Origin of the sequence: Rhodanobacter sp. C01, assembly GCF_002001045.1 — a bacterium.
Lineage (GTDB): Bacteria > Pseudomonadota > Gammaproteobacteria > Xanthomonadales > Rhodanobacteraceae > Rhodanobacter.
The window spans coordinates 239101-265290 of record NZ_MUNR01000011.1 but is presented as its reverse complement, the minus strand read 5'-3'; the positions used below and the strand labels follow the sequence as shown (position 1 = coordinate 265290).

Genomic DNA, 26190 nt, shown 5'->3' with positions numbered 1-26190 from the left:
TCGGCGCGCTTATACTGCGGCAATCCACACAGGGACGAATCGACGCAGCGTGAAGCTTCCACTGCCCCGCCGTATCCGCCATAGCCAGCTGCCCTTGCGGGACGTCAGCTAGTGGGACTCTCGCTCACCCCCGAAATGATCCTGGTACTCGGGCTGGTGGGTTTCACCATGCTGATGCTGGTGCTGGAATGGATTCGCGCCGACATGGTGGCGCTGCTGGTGGTGGTGGCGATCGGCCTCACCGGGCTGATCCCGTCCGACCGCGTGTTCAATGGCTTCGCCGGCAACGCGGTGATCGCGATCATCGCGATCATGATCATGGGCGAGGGCCTCGACCGCGCCGGCGTGCTCAACCTCACCGCGCGCTTCGTGATGCGCATGGCGCGCGGCGTGGAATCGCGCCTGGGCCTGGTGATCAACCTGGTCGCCAGCCTGTTCAGCGCGGTGATCCCGAGCCAGGCGCTGGCCGCACTGATGATCCCGGTCAGCAGCCGCTTGTCCGCGCGTACCGGTGTGCCGCTGTCGCGACTGTTGTTGCCGATGGCGTTCTGCATCCTCACCGCGACCAACACCACGCTGATCGCGAACTCGCCACTGATCGTGCTGAACGACCTGATTGCCAGCGCCAACGTGAACCTGCCACCGGGCGCGCACACGATCCCGAAGTTTGGCCTGTTCAGCGTCACTCCGGTCGGCCTGGCGCTGGCATTGGTCGGCGTGGCGTATTTCTACTTCTTTGGCCGCAAGCTGCTGCCCGGCCACGAGGACGAACGGTTGAAGGTGACACCCGGGCGCACCGAGAGCTATTTCGCCGAGACCTACGGCATCGGTGGTGAAACTGCCGAACTCACCGTCACCGCGGAAAGCCCGCTGGTCGGCATGAGCATCGGCGAAGTAGAGCAGCTGCACGGTGCACCGCTGATTCTGGCCATCAAGAGCGGCAATGATGCGCGCATGGCCCCTCCGGCCGATCACGTGATCTGGGTCGGTTCGGTGCTCGGTGTGCTCGGCCCACGCGACCAGCTGAATCAGTTTGCCAACAACCAGCTGTGTCGGTTGTCGACCCGCATGCGCCAGCTTAGCGAGCTGTTCAACCCGACCCGCGCCGGCATTTCCGAAGTGGTGATTCCGCCGGTCTCGCGCTTCATCAAGCAGACCGTGGGCGATCTGCGCCTGCGCAAGCGCTTCGGCATTTCGGTGCTGGCAGTGACCCGTGGCGAGCAGGTGTTCCGCGACGATGTGCGCGCGGTGACTCTGCGTGCCGGCGACACCGTGGTGCTACACAGCAACTGGCGCGATCTTTCGCTGGCGGCCGAGGACAAGGATCTGGTCGTCGTCACCGACATCCCGAAGGAGGAGCAGCGCCCCGGCAAGATCTGGCAGGCGGTGGGCTTCTTCGTGCTGGCCAAGTGCCTGGCGCTGTTCACCAACCTCGACCTGTCGGTGGCAATGATGACCGGCGCGATCGGCATGCTGCTGACCGGCGTGCTGAACATGGACGAGGCCTACAAGGCGGTCAACTGGAAGACGATCTTCGTGACTGCCTGCCTGATTCCGCTGGGCTGGTCGATGGATTCCACCGGCACCGCCGCATGGATCGCCCAGGAAGTGCTGCAGCATCTGGGTGGCCATTCGCACTGGCTGCTGCAGTTGTGCCTGGCCATCCTCACCCTGCTGTTCTCGCAGGTGATGTCGAATGTCGGCGCCACCGTGATGATGGTGCCGATCGCGATCAGCGTGGCGGTCGCCACCGGCGGCAATCCATCGGCGTATGCACTGATCGTGGCGGTGTCCTCGTCCAACACCTTCCTGCTCAGCTCCGGCCATCCTGCGCTGATGATGGTCACCGGCCCCGGCGGCTACAAGGGCAAGGATTTCCTGCGTGTCGGCGCCCCGCTGACCCTGCTGGTGCTCGTCGTCACCCTGATCGCGATCAACCTGCTGTTCCATTGAGCGCGGCGATCCGATGCATTGCCTGGCAGCCGCCTAGTGCTGCCTGAAGAATGCCGCGAATGCATCGGCCGTGCGCTCGATGCCGGCATCGTCGACATCCAGATGCGTCACCAGCCGCAGCGTGGGCAGATAACCGATACTGATGCGGATGCCTGCTTCCTTCAGATGAGCGTCCAGCTCGCGCAGACGCGCAGCCGGCACATCGATGAAGACCATGTTGGTGTATTGACCGAGCAGGTTGATGCCGCCGATCTCGCGCAGGCGACCAGCCAGGTACGCTGCGCGGTGGTGGTCCTCGGCCAGTCGTGCCACGTGGTGATCCAGCGCGTGCAGACAACCGGCAGCAAGGATGCCCGCCTGGCGCCAGCCACCGCCGGTCACCTTGCGCCAGCGCCGTGCCTTGTCGATCAGCGCATGCGAGCCAACCAGCACCGAGCCGACTGGCGCACCCAGGCCCTTCGACAGGCAGATCGACACCGTATCGAAATGCCGTGCGATCTCGCGGGCCGGTACGCCGCAGGCCACCGCGGCGTTGTACAGGCGCGCACCGTCCAGATGCAGGCCAAGTCCATGCGAGCGCGCCACGTCATGCGCGGCAGTCAGGTAGTCAAGCGGCAGCGTGCGGCCGTGCCAGGTGTTTTCCAGCGCCAGCACGCGGGTACGTGCGAAATGCGGATCGACCGGCTTGATCGCCGCCTCGATGCGCTCCAGCGGCAGGCTGCCGTCCGCTGCCTGCATGATCGGCTGCGGCTGGATCGAGCCCAGCACGGCTGCACCGCCACCCTCGAACTTGTAGGTGTGCGCATCCATGCCGACCAGGTATTCGTCACCACGCTCGCAATGCGCCAGCAACGCCAGCAGATTGGATTGCGTGCCGCTGGGCACGAACAACCCGGCGTCGAAGCCAAGATCATCGGCCAACCGCTGTTGCAACGCATTGACCGTGGGGTCTTCACCGTAGACGTCGTCACCGACCTCGGCGGCCAGCATCGCCGCACGCATCGCGGTGGTGGGACGGGTCACGGTGTCGCTGCGAAGGTCGATCACATCCACGGCAAAGCCTCTCGATCGGGGAACCACGCCAGCTTGATCGGTCGCGCGCACGTGAGCAACCCGGCGTCGCCGTAAACACCCAACCGGCGATCCGATCCGGCCTTGAACTCGCCGGCCGAATTCAAGTAGTAGCATGGCGAGGTCCGCGATAATGAAATCAGGCACCCAGGGGTTCTGCCAACGTGTCGATCCTGCGTCTCTACATGCGTGTGCTTGGCCTGCTCGCACCCGAACGCAAGCTGGCGATCACGCTGGCGCTGGCCAATCTCGCACTGGCTGGCGTGTACTTCCTCGAACCGATGCTGTTCGGCCGCGTGGTCGACGCGCTGGCGGCACCGGACTCCAGCCACGCACCGCGGTTGATCGCATTGTGGGCACTGGCCGGTTTCGGCGGCGTGCTGGCCAGTGTGTGGGTATCACTGCATGCCGATCGCCTCGCGCACCGGCGCCGGCTGGCCGCGATCGCTGCGTTCTTCGAGCATGCCGCGGCGCTGCCGCTGGCGTTCCATGGCGAGCACCATACCGGGCGGCTCGCGCGAATCATGAACAACGGCGTCAGCAACCTGTTTAACCTCTGGCTGAGCTTCTTCCGCGAGCACCTCGCCACCCTGCTGTCGATCTTCGTGATGATCCCGGTCGCACTGGCGATGAACTGGAAACTGGCGCTGCTGATGATCGCGCTGATGATCAGCTTCGCGGTCTCCAACGCGATCGCGGTGCAGCGCACGCACAAGGCGCAGGGTGAAGTCGAGGAACTGCACCACGAGATCGCCACCCGCGCCGGCGACGTATTCGGCAATGTCACCGTGGTGCAGAGCTTCACCCGGCTCAGCGCCGAAGCCGCTGCGCTGAAGGAGATGATGACGCGCGTGCTGGCGGCGCAGTATCCCGTGCTGCGCGGCTGGGCGATCCTGTCGGTACTGAACCGGGCGGCCAGCACGCTGACCATCGTGGCGATCTTCGCACTCGGCACGTCGCTGCATGCGCGCGGCGAGGTGAGCGTCGGCAGCATTGTCAGCTTTGTCGGTTTTTCGCTGATGCTGATCGGTCGGCTGGAGCAGTTCGCCAGTTTCATCTCCGGCCTGTTTTTCCAGACCCAGTCGTTGCAGGACTACTTCTTCGTGCTCGACCAGCGCCCGGCGATCGTCGAGGCGGCCGATGCGATCGAATTGCCGCGCGTGCGCGGCGAGGTGGTGTTCGATCAGGTCAGTTTCGGCTACGACCCGGTGCAGCCGGCACTGCACGAGCTGAGTTTCCATGCCGCGGCCGGCAGCACGATCGCCCTGGTCGGCCCCACCGGCGCCGGCAAGACCACCGCGCTCAGCCTGCTCTACCGTGCCTACGATCCGTCCGGCGGACATATCACCATCGACGGCCACGACATCCGCGCGGTCACGCTCGATTCGCTGCGCCGGAATATCGGCGTGGTGTTTCAGGACCCAGGCATGTTCTACCGCTCGATCCTCGACAACCTGCGCGTGGGCAAACCCGACGCCGACCTCGCCGAGATCGAGAAGGCAGTTGCTGCAGCGGAAGCGGCAACCTTCATCGCGCACAAGCCGGAAGGTCTGGAGACCCTGGTAGCGGAACGCGGCCGATCCCTGTCCGGCGGCGAGCGCCAGCGCCTGGCGATTGCCCGCGCGATGCTGAAGGACGCGCCGATCCTGGTGCTCGACGAAGCCACCAGCGCGCTCGACAATGCCACCGAAGCCCGTATCCAGCGTGCACTTGATGCGCTAACCCAAGGCCGCACCACCTTCGTGATCGCGCATCGGCTTTCCACCGTGCGCAACGCCGACCTGATCCTGGTGCTGGATCAGGGCCGGCTGGTAGAACAGGGGCGCTTCGACGAACTGGTGCGACAGGGCGGCCTGTTCGCACGACTGGCTGAGGGGGGCACATTCGCGCCGGATGCGCCTGCAGCCGCCAATGTCACCATGGAAACTGCCGAATCGCTGGCCATGCTGGATTGAGTGGCTGCCATGGCAACTCGACCATGGCAGCGACGCTCAACCGTTCCTGCGGAAATACAGCCACGCGGCAAGCGCAAGCACGACCGCCGGCAACAGGTTGGCAAGCAACGGCGGAATGCCATAGACCGTGCCGAAGCTGACCATGGCCTTCTGCAGGAAGTACCAGCCGATCGCCAGCAGCATGCCGATGAAGATGCGCTTGCCGAGGCCACCCGAGCGCAGCGCGCCGAACGCGAACGGCATCGCGCACAGCACCAGCACCAGCACATTGAGCGGATACAACGCACGACCCCAGAACGCGATCGCATACACGCCCGGGTTCTCGCCGTTGCTTTCCATGTAGCGCATGTTGCTGCGCAGGTCGCGCATCGGCAGGTACTGCGGCTGGATCAGTGACTGTTGCAGCACGTGGGGATCGAGCCGCGAATCCCAGCGCTCGCTGGCCGCGGTGGTGGTATGCACGCCCTGCGCATCCAGGGTGCTGCTGCGCACCTGGTCGAGTACCCATTGCTTGCCGTCATGCTCGGCGGTCTTTGCCCAGTCGAAACGGCTGAGCTGGCCATCGGCGGTCAAGGTGAACACGCGCACATCGATCAACTGCACCGCGTCGTGGCCAGCCACCTGCCGCAGGATGCTGCCCTTGGCATTGATGATGCGATCGCCATCACGCGCCCACAGACCGCTGTTGGCGGTCATGCCCATGTTGCCGGAGCGCAACCGCAACTGCATCGCCTGCGCCTGCTGGTCACCCCATGGCGCAGCTGTCTCGCCGAGGATCACCACGCCGATCATCAGCAGCGTGACCACACCCACAGCGGACGTCGCAATGCGCAGCTTGGACATGCCGGTCGCGCGCAGCGCGGTCAGCTCGCCGGTGGCAGCCAGGCCACCCAGGCTGAGCAGGCCACCGATGAGGGCCGCATTGCCGAACATCTCGTACAGCCGGCGCGGCGTCGTCACCAGCACGTAGACCACCGCATTGGTGAGCGTGTAGCCATTCTTGCCGATGTTGCCGAGCTGGCGCAGGAACTGCACGACCGCATCGAATCCGGTCAATACCAGCCATACCACCATCAGCGAGCTGAGCACGGTGATGCCCACCAGCCAATCGACCCGCTTGATCCGCAAGGCGGCCATCATGCAGCTACCTTGCGCGGCTTGCGCGCGACGTAATGACTGCGGAACATCCAGGCGGCAAGCGCGAACACCAGCACACTCAGCAGCCACATCGGCGTCGAGTGATGCCAGTGGCCCTTGGCGATCTGGGCGCGGCACAATTCCAGCAGCAGGAAGTACATGTAGAAACCGAGCACGGCCAGCAGGAGCCGGCCGAAGCGCGGTTCACGCGGACTTTGCCGAGAGAGCGGAAGAGCCAGCATCAGCAGCACCAGGCTCATCACCGGTGCGATGGTGCGCCAGGCGAACTCGGCGCGCGCATCGGCGGTGTCGATATGCAGCAGGGCGAGCGTGTCCAGGCCTGCTGCAGGATCCTCGGTGTTGTCGTTGGACTGCACATTGGACAGTGAGCTGTCATTGCGCTCGTACTGCATCTTTCGCCAGTTGTCGGCCCCCAGCGGAACCTCGTATTGCCAGCCGTCGTATATCGCCAGGAACCGGTCCTCGCCATTGCTTTCCTGATACATCCGGCCATGCTTGCCGGTGATCAGCTTGAGCTGGCGACTGCCGTCCTTGTTCACGCGCTCGGTGGCGATGAAGGTGTTGCCCAGCACGCTGCCGTCACGGCTCAGCGTGTCGACGAAGATGATGCCGCCCTTGCCCGAAAGCTCGGTGAAACGGCCTGCGTCGAGGCCGGCGGCGATCACCGAACGGTTCGCGGCAGCCACCAGGTCGTCTGAAGTGCGCGAAGCCCACGGTCCCAGCCACAGCGACACCACCCCCACCAGCACGGCAAGCACCAGCGCCAGCAGCGCCATTGGCCGCAGCAACCCACGCGCATCCATGCCGGAGGAGGCCAGTACATGCATCTCGCTTTCGCGGTACATGCGGCCAAGTCCGTACAGGACACCGAGGAAGGCCGACAGCGGCAGCAGCGTAGGCAGGCCCTCGATCATCTGCAGGCCCAGCACCTGGAACATCACGCTGGCCGGAAAACTGCCGTTGGCCACCTGTTTCAGCACCTGCGCGAACGTGGTGCCGGCCATGATGGTCAGCAGCACGACCGCAGTAGCGACTACGGTTTGCCCCAGCTCGCGCAGGAAATAGCGGTCGAGAATGCTCAGCATGCGATAAACTTGTCCGCTTGACCCATTCGGCCTATCGGGCCGACAAACTACAAGTCTAGCCTGTCCGGCCATGGTCGGGCTCATGCAGGAACCACCCCGATGACACTTCAGTTCAGCCTCGGCACCGCCGCCCCCGAAACCGTTGATGCCGCCTGCGTACTGGTTGGCGTATACGAACACGGCATGCTGACCAGCGCTGCCGCACGGGTGGACAGCGCCACCGGCGGCCTGATCAAGCGCCAGGTGGAAAGCGGTGACATCAGCGGCAAGGCCGGCAGCACCACCGTGCTGTTCGCGCCGGCCGGCGTGACCGCTAGGCGCGTGCTGGTGGTCGGGCTGGGTTCGCAGAAATCATTCGACGCGGCCCGCTTCCAGAAGATCTGCATCGAAGCGGCGCGCGCCGTGAGCAAGCTGCCACTTGGCGATGCCGTGTCTTACCTGACCGACGTGGATGTGCCCGGCCACGACAGCGCCTGGCGCGTACGCGTCGCCGCACTGGCGAGCGACTACGCCAGCTATCGCTACACCGCCACGTTCAAGCCGCGCGACAAGAGCAAGCAGCCGGAACTCGGCTCGCTCGCCTTTGCCGCTGGCGAGGAAGCACAAGGCGGTCTCGAGCAGGCTCGCGCGATTGCCGAAGGCGTGCGGTTCGCCCGCGACCTGGCCAACCTGCCGCCGAACATCTGCAACCCGAGCTATATCGCCGGGCAGGCACAGGCCTTCACCGAAGGCAGGGACAAGACCAGCTGCAAGGTGCTCGACGAGGTCGAGATGGAAAGGCTAGGCTTCGGCTCCCTGCTGGCGGTAGGCCGTGGTTCGGTCAACAAACCGCGGCTGATCGTGCTGGAGTACAAGGGCGGCCATGAAGGCGACAAGCCCTACGCCTTCGTCGGCAAGGGCGTCACCTTCGACTCCGGCGGCATCAGCCTCAAGCCAGGTGCCGGCATGGAGGAGATGAAGTTCGACATGGGTGGCGCCGCCGGCGTGCTCGGTGCATTTGTCGCCGCCGTGAAGATGGGCCTCAAGCTCAACCTGGTCTGCGTGGTGCCGAGCGTGGAGAACATGCCGGACGGCGACAGCTACCGCCCCAGCGACGTGCTGACCAGCCTGTCCGGCCTCACCATCGAAGTGCTCAACACCGATGCCGAAGGTCGCCTGATCCTGTGCGACGCGCTGACGTATACCGCGCAAACGTTCCAGCCGCATACCCTGATCGATGCCGCCACGCTCACCGGCGCCTGCGTGATTGCTCTCGGCAAGCACGCCACCGGCCTGATGAGCAAGCATGACGATCTCGCTGCCGAACTGCTCGCTGCCGGCGAGGAGACGCTCGACCGCGCCTGGCGCCTGCCGCTGTGGGACGACTACCAGGCCCAGCTCGACTCCGGCTTCGCCGACGTCGCCAACATCGGCGGCAAGAGTGCCGGCGCGATCACTGCTGCCTGCTTCCTGTCGCGCTTCACCGACGGCCAGCGCTGGGCGCACCTGGACATCGCCGGCACCGCCTGGGACGAAGGTCGCAAGGGTCTGGCCACCGGCCGACCGGTGGCGTTGCTGGCGCAGTGGCTGATCGATCGCGCCGGCTGAGCAGCATCACCCGATGCCACGCGCCGACTTCTACCTGATCGACAAGCCGCGCTTTCGCGAGCAGCCCCTGCTGCTGGTCTGCGAACTGGCGAAGAAGGCCTTCGCATCGCAGCAGCCCACGCTGATCCTGACCCGCGACCATGCGCAAGCCGAGGCGCTTGATGAGCTGCTGTGGGCATTCGACGACGATGCGTTGATACCGCATCAGCTTGCCGGCGACGACGACGATGCCGACACCGCCGTACTGATCGTGCCGCCCGGCATCGACAGCGAGGATCGACCGCTGGTGATCAACCTGCGCGAGACCTGCCCCGGCGGTCGCTACCAGCGCGTGCTGGAAGTGGTGGCTGCCGATCCGGCCGAACGCGATGGCTCGCGCACACGCTGGCGCGAATACCAGCAGCGCGGCTTCGAACTGCACAAGAACGACATGTAGCTCAGGCGGAACGGGTGGCCGTCGATACGTCGGTCACCACGGCCTGGGCCAGGGCGTCGGCCAGCTGTTCGCCGGTCAATGGCTTGCGCAGGAAACCATCCATGCCCGCCGCGCGGGCATGCGCCTCGTCCTCACCGCCGATGCGCGCAGTCACCGCCACGATCGGCACACGGCGACCCACGTTCTCACGCTGACGGATCAGCCGGGCGATCTGGAAACCATCCACACCGGGAAGATCAAGATCCAGCAGGATCGCGTCGAATCGGTGCTGTTCCAGTTCGGCCAGTGCAGCCAGACCATTGATGACATGCACCACCACGTGCCTCTGTTGCTGCAGCAGACCGACGATGACGGCTGCGACGATCGCGTCATCCTCCACCAGCAGCAGCCGATAGTGGCGACCATCACCCACATGCACTGACTGTGGCGACGATGGAGCCGCCTGCATCGGCGATTGCAGCGGCAGTCGCACACGGAACGTGCTGCCGTGCGCAAGGCGTGATTCAAGCTCGATGCTGCCACCCATCATGTCGACCAGTTCGCGGCAGATCGCCAGCCCCAGACCGCTGCCGGCACGACGCTGCGGCCCGTCTTCCTGCTCGAAGCGCTGGAACAGGCGCGCCTGGCTGGCTTCGGGAATGCCCGGCCCGGTGTCGATGACACTGAACAACAGGCCATCCGCCACCCGTTGTGCATGTAGCGTCACGCTGCCGCGCTCGGTGAACTTCAGCGCGTTGCTGGCGAGGTTGAGCAGCACCTGCTTGATCCGCACTGCATCGCCGATCACCCGTCCAGGCAAATCATCATCCACCTGCAGCACGAAGCGGATGCCCTTGGCATGCGCTATCCCCTGCTCCAGCTGTGCGACATCCTCGAGCAACTGGCGTGGGTCGAACGGCGCCGGCTCAAGCTCCAGCTTGCCGGCCTCGATGCGCGCCAGGTCGAGTGCATCGTTGAGCAGCTTCAACAGCATGCTGCCGGAGCGCTGCATGGTGTCGGTGTACTCTAGCTGCTGCGGACTCAGCGGCGTGCTCTGCAACAGCTCGGCCATGCCCATCACGCCAGTCATCGGCGTGCGGATCTCGTGGCTGAGCGTGGCCAGGAACTGGGTCTTGGCCGCACTGGCCTGTTCGGCCAGGCTGCGGCGCTGCTCGGCCAGCTGGATCTGGTGACGCTGTGCCAGACGGCGACGCCACGCCAGCAGCACCAGCCATGCCAGCAGCGCCACCAGCACGGCATAGATCATCCACGCCCACCAGCGCGCCCACGGCGGGGCCTGCACATGTATGCGCAGTTGCGTGGCACGATGCGTCCACGTGCCGCGCGCACCGGATGCCATCACCTCCAGCGTGTAGTCACCGGCACCGAGACCGGTGAAATCGCGCTCACCACGTTCCCCGGTATCGACCCAGCCGTTCTCGAAACCCCTCAAGCGAAACCGGTAATGATTGGCTGATGGATCGACGTACGAGAACACCCGCGCCTCGACCTTGAGCTGACTGTCATGCCAGCCGATGTCCAGCGGCTTGTCGCTGACCGGCAGCACCTGCGTCACGCCGTTGTGACGCACGCTGACCTGGGTGATCGCCAACTGCGGCTCGTCAGCCTGCGGACTCACCCAGTCAGGATCGAAGGCCGCCACGCCACCCAGGGTGGCAGCATAGATATAGCCACTGGGCATGGCGGCGAAGCCACGCGAGAACTCGCCATTGGTCAGGCCATCCTGCAGCCCGAACGAGCGGAATCGCCCCGTGTGCGGATCGAAATACCACAAACCATCATGACCGAAGATCCACACGCGGCCGAACGTATCCACCCGCAGATCTGTCACGTTGACCGAGGGCCAGCCGCCCGCCGCATCAATCCGTCGATCCAGCACCACTCCCTGCCCGCGAAAACGGTAGAACGCGAGCTCGTCGGCATTGGCCATCCACAGGCCATCCTTGCCGAAATCGAACGCGTCAATGGATTCCCCGGGCGGCGCGCCCGGAACCATCTCGAAGCGGTCATGCGCCGCATTCAACCGCATCATGCCGCCATCACTGGCGTACCAGAAAACCCCGTCACGCAGAGTCATCTGACTGCCCCATCGAACCTTGTCACTCGGCCCATCCATCGGCACCGGGGTCACCGCCAGCGACTCCGGGTCGACTCGGAACACGCCCTGGGCAAACGTGCGCACATACATCTGGCCATCCGGACCGGGCTCGACCTCCAGTGGCCGTTTCATCAGCCCTCTTTCAGAGTCGACCTGCTCCGGCTTCCCGTCCGTGAGTCGATACACGGCCCCATGCACCGCCACCCACAAGCGGTGCTTGGTGTCCTCGGTCATGCCCACCACATCGCCACGCAGACCGGACAACACATGTTCGACCTGGCCCGTCACCGGATCGAGCCGGTCAATCCGGCCATCACGTTCGCCGACCCAGACATGACGACCATCCTTGCCGCGCGCCATCGTGGTGGCGACCGAATCGCGCAGGCTGGACGGATCGTCAGGAATATGGGTAAACCGGCTGAACCGGCTCCAGCCCGGCGCCAGATAAGCCACGCCGCCGTCATACAGGGCCACCCATAGGCCTCCCTCCCGATCGACCATCAGCTGCCATACCCAGGTACCTGGTAGGTTGCCGTAGAGCACCGGTCGATCGCTCATCGCAGTCGTCGGACCACCTGCCTGGGACTGCAGGAACAACCCTTTCTTGGTACCGACCCACAACCGGCCAGCGTTGTCGCGCACGCTGCTCATCACATCGGTGGCGGGAATCACCGATGCGGCGAAACGACGGGCCACACCGTCCTTGCCGACGATCATCAGGCCACTGGTGGTCGCAATGCGTACCTCATCGCCATCGCCGTCGATGCGCCAGACATCCATGGTCCGTCCGGGTTCGTCCGACAACACGGGCCGGATCTGCCCGTCAGCCCCGCGCACGAACACACCATGGTCGCTGCCGATCCACAGCCGCTGCTGCGGATCGACATACAGCGCCCCGACCGTGCCGAAATCCTCGGGCTTTGGTCCCAGCAACGGATTGGCCACATGTTCAAAACCGCGCTCGTCCGGCTGCATGCGATCCAGGCCACTCTCACTGCCGACCCACAGGCTGCCATCGGCAGTCTGCGCGATCGACCACACACGATCACTGGCAAGGCTGGTGGGGTCAGCCGGATCGTGCCCCCAGTGCAGGAACCGATCAGTGGCAGGGACATAACGATTCAGACCCGCATTCAGGCCCGCGGCCCACAAACGCCCCTGGCGGTCGATCAGCAGCGTCGCAATGCCGTTGTTGAACAGCGAGCCTGGATCGTTCTCGGCATGGCGGAACACCTTGAACTCGACCCCGTCGAAACGCGCCAGTCCGCTCTTGGTGCCAAACCAGATCGCACCATCACGATCCTGCGCCACCGCATAGACATTGGTGCTGGGCAGGCCATCGACCACGGTGTAACGCCGGAACTGTGGCGTCGACAGCGGACTGGACTGCACCTGGGGGGCTGCAACCGCTGGCGAGGCCGGCAACGGCATCGCGGGCACCGCCGCCGCAGTCGCAGAGCTCCCCAGCAACACGAGCATACCCAGCAGAAAAGCCGTCGCCATGAGTCCCCTTCATGCTCCCGCCCGGATGCCAGAATCCGTCGGAATCGGGCGCGAATTCCGGCCCGTCCACCCGATCATGCCAAAACAGGCTGCCCGCGGCGAGCGCGGCAACCCACCCGCTACACTGGCTGGCATGTCCCGTCGTCCGCGCCTGCTGTTTACCGCACTGGCTTTGACCGCCCTGCTGTGGCTGCTGTTCGCCACGGCCGAGCGCGCACTGGCGCTGGCACAGCGTTTCCTGGCGCTGCCAGCGTGGCTGCAATGGACCCTCGGCGGGGTGCTTGCATTGTTCGCCGCCGCCGGCCTGATGGTGCTGTGGTGGCTGCTGCGCCCACGGCGCAGACGGCCCATACCGGCACCCGATCGCGGCAGCCTCGAGCTGCGGATCGATCGGCTGCGCGAGCGTGGTGCAGACACCGGCGCACTGGCGTCCGAACTTGGCGAACTCGACCGCCGCCGTGCCAGCACCCGCATCTATATCGCGCTGTTCGGAGAAATCTCCACCGGCAAATCGAGCCTGATCCGCGCACTGGCACCGCACGCCCAGGTCGCCAGTGATGCCCGCGGCGGCACCACCCGCGAAGTCGACCACTACGATGGCTCATTGCCGGACGGTCGCACGCTGGTGCTCGCGGATGTGCCGGGCAGCCGCGAGGCGGGTGGCGAGACGCGTGAGATCCTGGCACGCGAGGAGGCCCTGCGTGCCCATGCCGTCGTCTACCTGTGCGCCGGGGACCTCAACCGCAGCCAGGCCGACGAGATGCACTGGCTTGCCGATTTCGGGAAGCCGCTGTTGTTGGTGCTGAACAAGGCCGACCAGTGGACATCGACTGAACGCGAGCAACTGCTGGCTCGCCTGAGGCAGCACTCACGCGGGATCGCCAGTGCGGTACTGGCGATCAGCGCCGGCGGCAGCGAGCGTTACCAGCGCCAACTCGCTGACGGCAGCACCGAATCAGTCGAGCGACTGCGCAAGCCAGCGGTCGAACCGTTGCTCCAGGCTCTCGACCGGCTCGTCGCATCCGGCGCCGAAGGGCTGGAAGATCTGCGCGAGCACTCCGTACTGGCCGGCCTGCACGAACGCACTGGCATGCTGGAGACTCAGACCCGGGCCGATGAGGCCCAACGCATCGTGCGCAAGTACGCCCGTCGCGCCATCGTCGGCGCACTTGCCGCCATCGCGCCGGGCAGCGACCTGGTGATCCAGGGCGTGCTGGCCGCCGGCCTTACACGCGCCCTTGCCGAGTTGTACGGCGTGAAGGTCAGCGATGTGCAGATCGAGGACTTCGTGCAGCAGGCCAGGCTGACCGTGCGCACCGGCAGCTCGATCGTGCTGGCCGTCGCCGGCAACGCGCTGAAGGCTTTCCCGGGCCTGGGCACACTCGGCGGCGGCGTGCTGCACGCGTTCGCCTATGCGTTGATCTTCGATTCGATGGGTCAGGCCCTGGCTGCCTCGCTCGCCGAACGCCACACGCTGGATCAGCACGATGCCGGTGCCCGCCTGAAAGAGCTGCTCGCCGACACCGGCAGCACGCGGCTGCGCCAGCTCGCCTCGCAGACGATGGAAGCCGTGCGCGAACACGACAGGGTGGAATGAGCCACCCCGCGCAAGCGCAAGCGAGAGGTTACGGCGTACCGGCAAACGCGGCGCGCAACCAGTCGTGCATCAGGCGGTAGCTGCGCGTGGTGGCGCGTTCGTCGTAACGGCAGCCGGCGGAGTTCTCACCGACCTCGGTGAAGCAGTGCACGGCATGACCGATCACCACGAACTGCCAGTCGGCCGGGCTGGCGCGCATCTCGTCCATGAACTTGTCCGCGTCCGGCATGGTGCCGTTGTCGTCGGCGCCGTTCATCGCCAGCACGTGTGCCTTGATGTTCTTCGCCAGCGCCGGATTGTCGGTGGTCAGGCCGCCGTGGAACGACACCACCGCGGCCACGTCGGCGCCACTGCGCGCGAGATCCAGCACCGCCGAGCCGCCGAAGCAGAAACCGATCGCGGCGAGTTTGCCAGCGTCGATCGGTGCGCTGCCCACCTGTGCCTTCAGCTGGGCCAGCGCTTCGTCGATCCGCTTGCGCATCAGCGCACGATCGCCGTACAGCGGTTTCACCGCCGCCTGCGCTTGGTCTGCGTTGCCCTGCTGCGGGCGCACGTTGGCGCCGTACATGTCGGTGAGCAGGATCACGTAGTCCTTGCCGGCGATCATCTCGGCCTTCTGCACCGCGGCCTCGTTGATGCCGTACCAGTTCGGCACCATCACCAGGCCTGGTCGCTTCGCCGTGCTTGCATCGTCGTAGACAAGCACGCTGTGGAAGCGCGTACCGTCGAGCGTCCATTCGACCGGGCGCTGCACCATCTTCGCCTGCACAGCAAAGCTTGAACCAGCCAGCAACAGCAGACAGCAAAGTCGGGCGATGCGCATGACGGCTTCCTCCAGATTGTGGTTTTACCCGCGCCGCGGGGAAGGGAAACTCAGAGTCCGGCGGCGTGTTCCGCGATGCGCCGCTTCAATGGAGCCAGGTGATCGAGCACACGCACACCCAGTCCGCGCGCGGCCACCAGTGGTGGTGACTGCCACGCATAGATGCGCGCCAGTGCATCGAAGCCCAATGCATCGAGCGTATCGGCACTGCGGCGGCGGCGTGCGTAACGACGCAGCACGTGTTCGGCGCCGATATCGCGCCCGGCAGTACGTGCAGCGACCAGCGTATTGCGCAGCTCGGCCACGTCACGCAAGCCCAGATTGACGCCCTGCCCGGCCAACGGATGCACTGCATGCGCAGCATCACCCAGCAGCACGAAGCGGTCAGCCTGGTAGCGTTCGGCCAGCTGCAGCCTCAGCGGAAACGCCGCCCGTTTTGTGCTCTGGACGATCCGGCCCAGCCGAAAATCGCTGGCCATGCCAAGTTCGTCCAGAAAAGCCTGATCGCCCAGCGCCAGCACACGCTGCGCCTCGGCCTCGGGCAACGACCACACGATCGAACTGCGACCATCCGCCAGCGGCAGCAAGGCCAGCGGTCCGCTGGGCAGGAAGCGTTGCCAGGCGGTGTTCTCGTGCGGCCGCTCCATGCGGACATGGGCCACCACCGCACGCTGCGCATAGTCACGCCCGTGCGTACCAATGCCGGCCAGCTGGCGCAGCGGTGAAGCGGTACCGTCGGCAGCTACCAGCAATCCCGCAGCCAGCGTTTCACCATTCGCCAGTTCCAGCTGGATGCGATCCTCGCGCGCCTCAAAACCCTTCACCTCAGCCGGGCACAGGCGGCGAACGCCGGCGGCTTCGAGGGCCTGCCACAGCGTCCACTGCACCAGGTTGTTCTCGACGATATAGCCGAGCAGGTCGCGCCCCTCACTGGTCGCATCGAAATCGATCGCCGCACCGCTCTCGGCATCCCATACATGCATGCGTGCATACGGGCTGACACGTGCTTCGCGTATGGACGTCCAGACGCCAAGATCCTCCAGCAATGCCAGCGAGGATGGGGCCAGGCCCACCACACGCAGATCCACTTCGTCGTCCGCACTCCACGCCGTCGGCGCACGAGCCTCCAGCAGCGCGGTGCTGAAGCCGGCGCGCGCCAGTGCCAGCGCAGTGGCGGCACCGACCATGCCACCACCGACGACGGCGACGTCGAGTGCCGGTGCGCGGCGGCGCATCGAAACCTCTTGTCCTGGCGTACTCATGGAAGCCTCTCCAGCACGGCCAACGGTGATTCACCTCGAAACCCCATGCCTCGTCGTGCCAGCGCACGTTGCAGTGGTGGCACCCGATCGCAGGCCAGCAAGGCCAGCGATCGCAACGGCGCCAGCAACGGTTGCGGCAAGCAAGCCAGTCGTACCAGGCCATGGCTCATCGCCATCGTTCCGTCGCGATCCGGTGCACGCCGCGCGGCATATCGCTCCAGCAGATCGGCAGCGCCCGGATCCGGAGCCGCCGCCACCAGCTCGGCCAAGGTCAGCGCGTCACGCAGACCCAGATTGAAACCCTGTGCACCGATCGGATGGACAGTCTGCGCGGCATTGCCGACCAGCACCGCACGCGGCCCGACCAACTTCGCCGCAGCAACGCGATGGATCGGATATGGATGACGCCGACCAGGCCGCGTCAAGCGACCAAGGCGCCAGCCGAATCGGCGCTGTGCCAGTTCGATGAAGCCCGCGTCATCGAGTGCGGCGACCGCATCCGCCTCGTCGGCAGCGACAGTCAGCACCAGCCCGCAACGACGTTCGGCCAACGGCAGCAGCGCGATCGGACCGTCATCGGCGAAGCGCTCGTAAGCACGATTGGCATGCTCGCGCTCCGGCGTGACCGTGCAAACAAACAGCGTCTGTCGATAGTCATGCCGCTCGGCGTCGATACCGAGCTGCGCACGTACGAACGAGTGTGTGCCGTCGGCGCCGACCAGCAGCGACGTGTCGAGGCTGCGCATGCCGTCGGCGGTACTGATCTGCGCACGCCAGCCAGCGGCCAGCGGCTGCAGCGCGGACAAGGTCGCAGGGGCAAGCCGGGTCAGGCGCGTGCATTCGTCCAGACGCTGCAGCAGGGCTGCGCCGAGTTCGCGCGCCGGCAAGGTCCAACCCAATGCATCGACACCTTGCCGCTCCGCGTCGATGCGTGCGCTGCCGAATTCGCCGGATCGGCTGACGTGGATATGCCGGATCGGCGTGGCGCGGGCCGCAGCGTGGCGCCACACGCCGATCGCATCGAGTCCGTTCACGGTGGCCCGGGCCAGCGCCAGGTTGCGCTCGTCGTAGCTGGGCTGGGCGTCGGCGCGCGGCGCGGCGGTTTCGACCAGGGTGGTGGCGACACCTGCGGCATCCAGCGCAATCGCCAGGCTGGCGCCAACCAGGCCACCACCGATGATCAGGACGCCAGGCTCGTTCATGGCGGGAGAGACGAGGTCATTCATGGGTCGATGATACGCGGTGAGAATGCCTGCGTCCTCGTGCATTCGGCTAGACTAGCGGTCTATTCAGACGCCTATACGGAGCACCTCCATGGTCAAGACACTGACCCAACGCCTCGGCATTCTGCTGGTGCTCGCCCTGGTGATGGCGGTCACCCGGGTGCATCACTCCTTCCTGCATCACTTCGATGCGCTGCCGGACGCCTCGTGGGGCATTTTCTTCCTGGCCGGCTTCTGGCTGCGTGGCGCCGGGCGTTGGGCATTCCCGTTACTGATGGTCGAAGCGGTGCTGATCGACTACCTGGTGATCACCAACCAGGGCATCGATTTCTGGAGCCACTACTGCGTGTCGGCAGCCTACTGGTTCCTGATCCCGTCGTATTTCAGCCTGTGGCTGGGTGGCAGCTGGCTGGCACGCCACCAGATCGGCCTGCGCCTGCAGACCCTGGGCATGGCCGCCGTGGCTCTGCTGGTCAGCTGGGCGGCGTGCTACCTGTTGTCCAATGGCAGCTTCTACTGGCTCAGCAACAGCGTGCCGCTGCCACGCAGCTTTGCGGCATGGTTCGCCAATCTGGGGGACTGGTATCTGCCGTTCCTGCAGACCACCGCCCTGTATGTCGGCGTCGGTGCCTTCCTGCACGTTCTGGCAATCCAGCTGACGCGTGCACTGAAGCAGGCTGACCAGCCGAATCTGCCGCACTGAACCGGCGCGCCACATCGCCATGGGCAACCGCCTTTCGAAGATCTACACGCGCACCGGCGACGATGGCAGCACTGGCCTCGGCGACGGCTCACGCGTAGGCAAGGACTCGCTGCGGGTCAACGCCTACGGTACGGTGGACGAGCTCAACAGTGCCATCGGCATGGTGCTGGCGGCCGACGGCGTCGATGACGCGATAAGCGACGTACTCGGCCAGGTGCAGCATGCCCTGTTCGACCTCGGCGGCGAGTTGTGCATCCCCGGCATGGCGATGATCGAGGATGCCGACATCGAACGGCTGGAACAGGTGCTCGATGGCTTCAACGATCCGCTGCCGCCGCTGAAGGATTTCATCCTGCCCGGCGGCGGCATGGCGGCGGCATGCTGTCACCTGGCGCGCACCGTGTGTCGCCGCGCCGAGCGCGAGGTGATCACCCTGGCCCGGGTCGAGACCGTGCGCCCGCAGGTACAGCGCTACCTCAACCGGCTGTCCGACCTGCTGTTCGTGATTTCGCGTGTGCTGGCCCGCGCCAGCGGGCATGGCGAGGTGCTGTGGCAGCACGAGCGTCGCCGCAAGCCCCGGCCTGCCGGGTAAGCCACATGCTGCGGCTGTACACCCACCCTGCCTGCCTGCTGCATGATCCCGGCCCGGGGCATGTCGAGCAGCCTGCGCGCCTGCGCGCCGTGCTGCAGGCGCTGGACCATGATCGCCATGCTGCGCTGGACCGCAATGAGGCACCCGAAGCCAGCCGCGAGCAGCTGCTGCGGGTGCACGGTGCCGCCCATGTCGACCGGATCCTGGCGGGCGCACCGCAACAGGGCACGCAATGGCTGGATGCGGACACCGCGATGTCGCCCGATTCGACTGAAGCGGCCTTGCGCGCTGCCGGCGCCATGGTGGCCGCCGTGGATGCCGTGCTGTCCGGCGCAACCCAGCGCGCATTCTGCGCCGTACGACCGCCCGGCCACCACGCCACGCGCGACCAGGCCATGGGCTTCTGCCTGTTCAACAACATCGCGGTGGCCGCCGCGCATGCACTGGACGTGCACGGCCTGAAGCGGGTCGCCATTGCCGACTTCGACGTGCACCACGGGAATGGCACGCAGGCGATCTTCGAGCGCGAGCCGCGCGTGCTGTTCGCCTCCAGCCATCAGTCACCGCTTTATCCGGGCAGCGGACACGAGGACGAGCGCGGTGTCGGCAACATCGTCAACGGCACACTGTCTCCCGGCGCCGGTTCGCACGAATTCCGCGAACTATGGGACAGCCTGCTGCTACCCCGCCTGCAGGCGTTCAGGCCGCAGCTGGTGCTGGTCTCGGCCGGCTTCGATGCGCACCGCAACGATCCGCTGTCGGATATCCGGCTGGGCCAAGAAGACTACGCCTGGATCACCGAGCGTCTGGTGGCCCTGGCCGACACGCATGCCGGCGGCCGGCTGGTTTCCACGCTGGAAGGCGGTTACGACCTTGCCGCACTGGCCGCCTGCACCAGCGCACATGTAGCCGCTCTCACGGGTTGAGCGGAGTAAGCCGCCCGGCGTGTGTGGTCAGCTCGACGCGCCATGCAGCCCGGTTCCGTTCAACTTGCACCCATTCATGCTGAATACCCGCACTGCCCGGACGAAGGTTTGCCTGCCGTCCACGGGGTCTTTCTGCTAGCTTAACGAGCCTTCAAAGCCGGCAGACTTCCAACGTGACGTCCAAGTTCCCTCCACGCCGCCTTTTGGCGGTTGCCGCAGCCCTCGCCCTGATCGGCGGCCAAGCCGACGCCAAGGGTAGCCAGCAGCCAAAGACCTCGCTGGACGGGTCCGAGGTAGTGTGCCCACTGGGTTCGTTCCACTGCGCCCCGCGGCCGTACAACTATGCGATGTGCCGTCCCAATGCCATGCTGGAGTTCTACGACCCGACGCTGCCGACGACCTCGGATCTGCGCGATGTAAGCACGGCCTACGGCCGGGCAACGCATGTGGACAGCTCCAACCAGACGGTCTATCGCCTGACCGGTAACGCCTGGCTCACGCGTGACGACCAGCGCGTGCAGGCTGACACGATCGACTATAACGACGACACCACCGACTACGATGCCCGCGGGAACGTCCGCTATCAGGAAGCCGGCCAGTTGATGGCAGGCACCCACATCCGCGGCAACACCAACGACAGCCGCGCCCTCGCGGACGATGTGCGCTACCAGATGCTCGATTCGCGCGGCAACGGCGTGGCCAAGCAGGGCCAGATGCTGGATGCCCAGCGCACCCGCTATTCGATGGCCACCTACTCCACCTGCGATCTCGGCCACCATATATGGGAGTTCAGCGGCAAGACGATCACGATCGACAAGGACACCGGCGTCGGCGTGGCGCGCGACGCCACCATACGGATCGGCAAGGTGCCCTTCCTTTACCTGCCATATTTCAGCTTTCCGGTCGGACACCAGCGCAAGAGCGGTTTCCTGTACCCGACCTTCGGACGCAGCAGCCGGGGTGGCTTCGAGATCAGCACGCCGTACTACTTCGACCTTGCGCCCAATTACGACGCCACGCTGGACCCGCGCGTGTATACCTCGCGCGGACCGATGCTGGCCGGCGAGTTCCGCTACCTGTTGCCAGGCACGACCGGCCAGCTCAACGTGGAATACGTGCCGAACGACCACGGCGAGAGTGACGGACTGGCCAGCACCCAAGGCACCTCCCGCTATCTCATCGATTACTCGGACCACACACAGCTATGGAAGGGCTGGGCATTCGTCACCTCGTACAACCATGCATCGGACAGCAGCTACCTGTACGACTACGGCAACATGTTTTCGCATACCGTGATCTACGCGCTCTCCTCGAATGCCGCGATCGTCGGCAGCGGCAAATGGTGGAATGCCTCGTTCGGCGGCACGGTCTACCAGAACACCAACCCGTTCGCGACCGATTCCTCGCTTCCCTACCAGCAGCTGCCCTACGCGAATTTCAGCATGAATGTGCCGCTGACGCGCTGGCTGCAGTTCGGCATGGACGATGGCGTGGCAGCATTCAGCAAGGATCAGAACGTCGGCGGCGAACGCCTTGATCTCTATCCGTATCTTGCCGGTGACTTCGGTACCTCGGCATGGTTCGTGCGACCGAAGCTGGCCTACCGCTATACCGCCTACCAACTGGACGGTAATTACCAGGATTACGGGTATTACGGACTGCTCGGCAGTGGCACCACCTCACCGTTCACGCAGCAGTCGCCCAGCCGTTCGCTGCCAATCGTCAGCTTGGACAGCGGGCTGGTGTTCGACCGCAGCACCTCGTTGTTCGGTGAAAGCTACACGCAGACCTTGGAGCCCAGGCTGTACTACCTGTACGTGCCGTACCGCAACCAGAACAATCTGCCGCTGTTCGACAGCGCCCTGATGTCATTCGACTACTGGCAACTGTTCTCGCCGAACCAGTTCTCCGGTGCCGATCGCCAGATGAACGCGAACGATCTCACCGGGGCAATCACCACCCGCCTACTGGATGACGAGGGCGTCGAGCGCCTGTCGGCCAGCTTCGGGCAGATTCGCTATTTCACGCCGCAACGGGTGCAACTGCCCAATGGATCGAACACGGTCCCCGCCGTCACCGACTGGTCCGGTTCGGACTATGTGGCCGAGCTCGACCTGCAACTCAGCGACCGCTGGCGCTTGAGCAGCGAGTACCAGTGGAATCCGAACACCCACGTCACCGACATGGGCTCGCTGGAACTGCAGCATCGCCTGGGCAACGACGGCATCATCAATTTCTCGTACCACTACCGCCGCGGCCTGATGGAACAATACAGCGCCTCGGCGGTCTATCCGCTATCCATCAGCTGGCGCCTGCTGGCGTCGTGGACCTATGCCGTTCCCATCAAGAACATGGTCGCAGCACCGACCGGCACGGTCGATGCGATGGCTGGCGTGGAATACGACAGCTGCTGCGTCACCTTGCGCCTGGTCGACCGCAATTACGTAAATCAGGCTTATTACGGAACGATCCCGCTTCCCGTCGGCAGCAATATCAACCGTCGCGACAACGCCATCATGTTCGAAGTGATCTTCAAGGGACTCGGTTCGTCAGGCGGCCAGATCGACTCCCTCTTGCGCCGTGATATTCTCGGCTATCAATAATCGCAGCAGTCACCGGCTTTCCCCTGATGAAGCAAACCATTGCACTTCTACTGTTCGCACTCGCGAGCATGCTCCCCGTCCATGCCCAGCTATTGACGCCGGCAGCCCCGGCCAGCCAGCCGCTGGACCGTATCGTGGCCGTTGTCAACGATGACGTGATCCTGCAGAGCGAGCTGGACAGCGCCGTGCGCTCGATCCAGCAGCAGTACGCCAACCAGCCCGGGCAGTTGCCGCCGATGAACGTGTTGCAGCAGCAGGTGCTCGACCGGCTGGTGCTGATGCGGTTGCAGTTGCAGAAAGCGGGAGACCAAGGCATCCGCATTTCCAACGATGATGTCGACCAGGCGGTTGCCAGCGTGGCCCAGCAGAACAAGATGACACCTGACCAGCTGCGTGCGGCGGTGGAACAAACCGGCGACAGCTTCGCGGCCTTCCGTGAACAGCTGGCCGACCAGATCACGGTGCAGCGCCTGCACCAGAGCGTGGTGCACGATTCGGTCTCGGTCACCGACAGCGAGATCGACAACCTGCTGAACAGCCCGACCTACAAGGCTGGTGAAGTGCATCTGGCACATATCCAGATCAGCATTCCCGGCGGCGCCGACGCCGCCGCGATCCAGGCCAGCCAGGCCAAGGCCGAGCAGGCACTTGCCGCGATCAAGGGTGGCATGGACTTCCATGCCGCGGCGATCCGCTATTCCGACGCAACGGATGCACTGGATGGTGGCGATCTGGGCTGGCGCAGGATGGACGAGATTCCGCCGGCCTTCGCCGACACCATCGAGTCGATGAAGCCCGGTGATGTCAGTGCAGCCCTGCGCGGTCCGACCGGCTTCCACATCATCAAGCTGATCGACCAGCGTCAGAACAACCGCACGATGGTCACCGAATTCCATGCACGGCAGATCCTGATCAAGCCGAGTGAACTGGTGACACCAGCACAGGCCGAGCAGCAGGCGAAGGACCTGTACAACCGCATCGTCAGCAAGCATGAGGATTTCGCCGCACTGGCCAAGGAATATTCAAAGGACGACACCACGGCCAACGTTGGTGGCGACATGGGCTGGTTCCCGCAAGACCAGTGGGGTTCGATCATCGCCAAGCAACTGGACGGACTGAAGGACAACCAGGTTTCACCGCCGTTCCAGAGCGAGGTCGGCTGGCACATCCTGCAGCGCCTGGGCAGCCGCCAGAGTGACCAGACCGTCCAGCTAGCACGCGACCAGGCACGCCAGGCGATCGGCAACCGCAAGTCCGAGCAGGCCTACGATGACTATCTGCGCGACCTGCGCGCCAATGCCTTCATCAACATCCTGGTGCCCGAGCTGCGTGACACCAGCGGCCAGGCCAGCGCCGACACTTCGCCGTAAGCCGGCGTGGACGCCTGCCTCCCCCGGCTCGCGGTCACTGCCGGTGAGCCGGCGGGCGTCGGCGCAGAACTGCTGATCCGTCTGGCCGCCAGCTCCCTCGCGGCCGATCTGGTCGCGGTCACCGATCGCGACCTGCTGGAGCGTGCGGCCGCACGCTGCGACACCCGCATCGAACTGGTCGACGACGATGGCAGCACGCAGTTGCACCGCCGCCCGGGCACGCTACGCCTACGCCAGGTACCGTTGGCGGTTGCCGAGGTACCCGGTCAACCCGACCCGCGCAACGCCCGGCATGTACTGGCCACGCTGACCGAGGCCGCCGACGGCTGCATGGCCGGGCGCTACGATGCCGTGGTCACCGCACCGCTGCAGAAGTCCGCAATCAATGATGCCGGCATCCGCTTCAGCGGCCATACCGAATTCTTCGCCGAACGCTCCCGCGCCGATGTGGTGATGATGCTGGCCAGCCCGGACTTGCGGGTGGCGCTGGCGACCACGCATCTGCCATTGGCGGCGGTATCCACGGCCATCACGCGCGAATTGCTGACCCGTACACTGCGCATCGTGCATGCCGAGCTGCGCCGCAAGTTCGGCATCGACGAGCCGCGCATTGCCGTGCTGGGCCTCAACCCGCACGCGGGCGAAAGTGGCCATCTCGGACGCGAGGAGATTGATACCCTGATTCCGGTAATGGATGCGTTGCGCGCGGAGGGCATGCTCCTGCTCGGCCCGCTGCCGGCTGACACCGCGTTCGTGCCTGCGCAACGCCCGCACTATGACGCGGTGCTGGCGATGTACCACGACCAGGCATTGCCGGTGCTGAAAAGCGAGGCTTTCGACCGCACCGTGAATCTCACCCTCGGCCTGCCGTTCATCCGCACCTCGGTCGACCACGGCACGGCGCTGGATCTGGCCGGCAGCGGCCGGGCCGACCCGGCCAGCCTGATCGCTGCAGCACGCATGGCGATGGAACTGGTCGCACGCAGGAAGTCAGTCATATGAACGCTCGTCCCAAGAAAAGCTTCGGCCAGCACTTCCTGCATGACCGTCGCTACATCGACCGCATCGTCAGTGCAGTCGCGCCACGAGCGGAGGATTTCGTGCTCGAGATCGGTCCCGGCGAAGGTGCTCTGACACTCCCGCTGCTGGCTGCCGCGGGCAAACTGACGGCGATCGAGCTGGACACCGACCTGATCCCGGGTTTGCAGGCACGGGCCGCCACCGCGGGCGAATTGCACATCATCCACGCCGACGTGCTGAAGGTGAACTTCACCGCACTGGCTCACAGCCACGGCGTGTCGCGACTGCGCATCGCCGGCAACCTGCCTTACTACATTTCCAGCCCAATCCTGTTCCATTGTGTCGAGCACACCGCGGCGATCCAGGACATGCACTTCATGCTGCAAAAGGAAGTGGTCGACCGGATGGCCGCCGAACCGGGCAGCAAGGTCTACGGACGATTGTCCGTCATGTTGCAGCTGGCTTGCCGGGTCGAGCCGCTGTTCGACGTGCCGCCTGAAGCCTTCCGCCCACCGCCAAAAGTGGAATCATCCGTGGTGCGGCTGGTGCCGTTGCCGGCGAACGAGCTGCATGATGCCCGTCCCGAACATGTTTATGCGGTGGTCAAGGCCGCATTCGGACAACGCCGAAAGACACTCGCCAACGCGCTCAAGCAGTTGCTGGACAGCGATGCGATCCGTCGCGCCGATGTCGACCCGAAGGCACGTGCGGAAACGCTTGCGCCAGCCGATTTCGTGCGACTGGCCAAGATCTACGGCGGCCTCGACACCTCCGACTGATTCGCCGCTGATGTCGGTCGCGTCACCCCATTCGCGACGACAGGCCTTACAATCCGGGCATGACTGAAAAACCTTCCTACACGATCGACGTGCAGGTCGAAACTCGCTTCGTTCCGGACCAGTCGAAGCCCGGTGACAATCGCTACGTTTTCGCCTACACCGTCACCTTGCGCAATGCCGGCGACATGCCGGCGCGCCTGCTGACCCGCCACTGGATGATCACCGACGCCAACGGCAAGGTGGAGGAAGTGCGCGGCGACGGCGTGGTTGGCGAGCAGCCGTGGATGCGCCCCGGCGACGATTATGAATACACTTCGGGCGCCGTATTGGAGACACCGGTAGGCACCATGGGCGGCAGCTACCAGATGCTGGCCGATGACGGCACGCAGTTTGATGCGCCGATCCCGACCTTCACCCTGTCCATTCCGCGCACGCTGCACTGATGG

At 65.2% G+C, this 26190-nt stretch carries 20 protein-coding genes; 13 read left to right on the top strand and 7 right to left on the bottom strand.

Annotated features, from left to right (window positions below):
* Window positions 1–135: 135 nt before the first annotated feature.
* Window positions 136–1953: an SLC13 family permease gene (locus B0E50_RS10370; RefSeq protein ID WP_077441121.1), complete on the top strand. Its 1818-nt coding sequence runs from the start codon at window positions 136–138 to the stop codon at window positions 1951–1953.
* Between the two features lie 33 nt (window positions 1954–1986).
* Here B0E50_RS10370 and ltaE read toward each other — a convergent pair whose 3' ends face one another.
* Window positions 1987–3006 carry a low-specificity L-threonine aldolase gene (ltaE, locus tag B0E50_RS10365; protein WP_077441120.1) on the bottom strand — a complete coding sequence of 340 codons (1020 nt, stop codon included), beginning with the start codon at window positions 3004–3006 and terminating at the stop codon, window positions 1987–1989.
* Between the two features lie 182 nt (window positions 3007–3188).
* Between ltaE and B0E50_RS10360 the strand changes: the two genes are divergently transcribed.
* The gene (locus B0E50_RS10360; protein ID WP_077441119.1) at window positions 3189–4979 is read left to right on the top strand and encodes a glucan ABC transporter ATP-binding protein/ permease; all 1791 of its coding nucleotides are present in this window, start codon (window positions 3189–3191) and stop codon (window positions 4977–4979) included.
* Between the two features lie 36 nt (window positions 4980–5015).
* Here B0E50_RS10360 and lptG read toward each other — a convergent pair whose 3' ends face one another.
* Together lptG and lptF are read right to left on the bottom strand one after the other, a co-directional pair.
* Window positions 5016–6116, bottom strand: a complete 1101-nt coding sequence (lptG, locus tag B0E50_RS10355; RefSeq protein WP_077441356.1) for an LPS export ABC transporter permease LptG — start codon at window positions 6114–6116, stop codon at window positions 5016–5018.
* On the bottom strand, window positions 6116–7222 hold the full coding sequence (lptF, locus tag B0E50_RS10350) for an LPS export ABC transporter permease LptF (protein WP_077441118.1): 1107 nt from the start codon (window positions 7220–7222) through the stop codon (window positions 6116–6118). Before lptF ends, lptG begins: the two co-directional genes overlap by 1 nt.
* Before the next feature lie 99 nt (window positions 7223–7321).
* Between lptF and B0E50_RS10345 the strand changes: the two genes are divergently transcribed.
* Together B0E50_RS10345 and B0E50_RS10340 are read left to right on the top strand one after the other, a co-directional pair.
* Window positions 7322–8809 carry a leucyl aminopeptidase gene (locus tag B0E50_RS10345; RefSeq protein ID WP_077441117.1) on the top strand — a complete coding sequence of 496 codons (1488 nt, stop codon included), beginning with the start codon at window positions 7322–7324 and terminating at the stop codon, window positions 8807–8809.
* A 13-nt stretch (window positions 8810–8822) separates the two neighbouring features.
* Window positions 8823–9245, top strand: a complete 423-nt coding sequence (locus B0E50_RS10340; protein WP_077441116.1) for a DNA polymerase III subunit chi — start codon at window positions 8823–8825, stop codon at window positions 9243–9245.
* Between the two features lies 1 nt (window position 9246).
* Here B0E50_RS10340 and B0E50_RS10335 read toward each other — a convergent pair whose 3' ends face one another.
* On the bottom strand, window positions 9247–12846 hold the full coding sequence (locus tag B0E50_RS10335; protein ID WP_077441115.1) for a hybrid sensor histidine kinase/response regulator: 3600 nt from the start codon (window positions 12844–12846) through the stop codon (window positions 9247–9249).
* Window positions 12847–12979: 133 nt separating this feature from the next.
* Here B0E50_RS10335 and B0E50_RS10330 point away from each other — a divergent pair, with 133 nt between their 5' ends.
* Window positions 12980–14443: a GTPase gene (locus B0E50_RS10330; protein WP_077441355.1), complete on the top strand. Its 1464-nt coding sequence runs from the start codon at window positions 12980–12982 to the stop codon at window positions 14441–14443.
* Between the two features lie 28 nt (window positions 14444–14471).
* On the opposite strand, the gene B0E50_RS10325 is transcribed toward B0E50_RS10330, so the two are convergent.
* The 3 genes from B0E50_RS10325 to ubiH are packed head-to-tail and all read right to left on the bottom strand — an operon-like array spanning window position 14472 to window position 17754.
* The gene (locus B0E50_RS10325) at window positions 14472–15266 is read right to left on the bottom strand and encodes a dienelactone hydrolase family protein (RefSeq protein ID WP_077441114.1); all 795 of its coding nucleotides are present in this window, start codon (window positions 15264–15266) and stop codon (window positions 14472–14474) included.
* Window positions 15267–15316: 50 nt separating this feature from the next.
* The gene (locus B0E50_RS10320) at window positions 15317–16528 is read right to left on the bottom strand and encodes a UbiH/UbiF/VisC/COQ6 family ubiquinone biosynthesis hydroxylase (RefSeq protein WP_077441113.1); all 1212 of its coding nucleotides are present in this window, start codon (window positions 16526–16528) and stop codon (window positions 15317–15319) included.
* Window positions 16525–17754, bottom strand: coding sequence for a 2-octaprenyl-6-methoxyphenyl hydroxylase (gene ubiH / locus B0E50_RS10315; protein WP_077441112.1), 1230 nt, complete (start codon window positions 17752–17754; stop codon window positions 16525–16527). The genes B0E50_RS10320 and ubiH overlap by 4 nt, the downstream gene beginning before the upstream one ends.
* Before the next feature lie 88 nt (window positions 17755–17842).
* On the opposite strand from ubiH, the gene B0E50_RS10310 reads away from it, so the two are divergent.
* The 8 genes from B0E50_RS10310 to apaG all read left to right on the top strand — a co-directional run bounded on the left by B0E50_RS10310 (window position 17843) and on the right by apaG (window position 26187).
* On the top strand, window positions 17843–18454 hold the full coding sequence (locus B0E50_RS10310) for a hypothetical protein (RefSeq protein WP_077441111.1): 612 nt from the start codon (window positions 17843–17845) through the stop codon (window positions 18452–18454).
* Between the two features lie 19 nt (window positions 18455–18473).
* Window positions 18474–19046, top strand: a complete 573-nt coding sequence (locus B0E50_RS10305; RefSeq protein WP_077441110.1) for a cob(I)yrinic acid a,c-diamide adenosyltransferase — start codon at window positions 18474–18476, stop codon at window positions 19044–19046.
* A 5-nt stretch (window positions 19047–19051) separates the two neighbouring features.
* On the top strand, window positions 19052–19972 hold the full coding sequence (locus B0E50_RS10300; RefSeq protein ID WP_077441109.1) for a histone deacetylase family protein: 921 nt from the start codon (window positions 19052–19054) through the stop codon (window positions 19970–19972).
* 173 nt (window positions 19973–20145) lie between these two features.
* A complete protein-coding gene (gene lptD, locus B0E50_RS10295) occupies window positions 20146–22575 on the top strand; it encodes an LPS assembly protein LptD (RefSeq protein ID WP_077441108.1) in 2430 nt (809 codons plus the stop codon).
* Between the two features lie 26 nt (window positions 22576–22601).
* Window positions 22602–23945 (top strand): peptidylprolyl isomerase, encoded by a 1344-nt coding sequence (locus B0E50_RS10290; RefSeq protein ID WP_077441107.1) that lies wholly within the window; start codon window positions 22602–22604, stop codon window positions 23943–23945.
* Between the two features lie 6 nt (window positions 23946–23951).
* Window positions 23952–24947 carry a 4-hydroxythreonine-4-phosphate dehydrogenase PdxA gene (pdxA, locus tag B0E50_RS10285; protein ID WP_077441106.1) on the top strand — a complete coding sequence of 332 codons (996 nt, stop codon included), beginning with the start codon at window positions 23952–23954 and terminating at the stop codon, window positions 24945–24947.
* Window positions 24944–25744: a 16S rRNA (adenine(1518)-N(6)/adenine(1519)-N(6))-dimethyltransferase RsmA gene (gene rsmA, locus B0E50_RS10280; protein ID WP_077441105.1), complete on the top strand. Its 801-nt coding sequence runs from the start codon at window positions 24944–24946 to the stop codon at window positions 25742–25744. Before pdxA ends, rsmA begins: the two co-directional genes overlap by 4 nt.
* 59 nt (window positions 25745–25803) lie before the next feature.
* Window positions 25804–26187, top strand: coding sequence for a Co2+/Mg2+ efflux protein ApaG (apaG, locus tag B0E50_RS10275; protein ID WP_077441104.1), 384 nt, complete (start codon window positions 25804–25806; stop codon window positions 26185–26187).
* The last annotated feature ends 3 nt before the right edge of the window (window positions 26188–26190 follow it).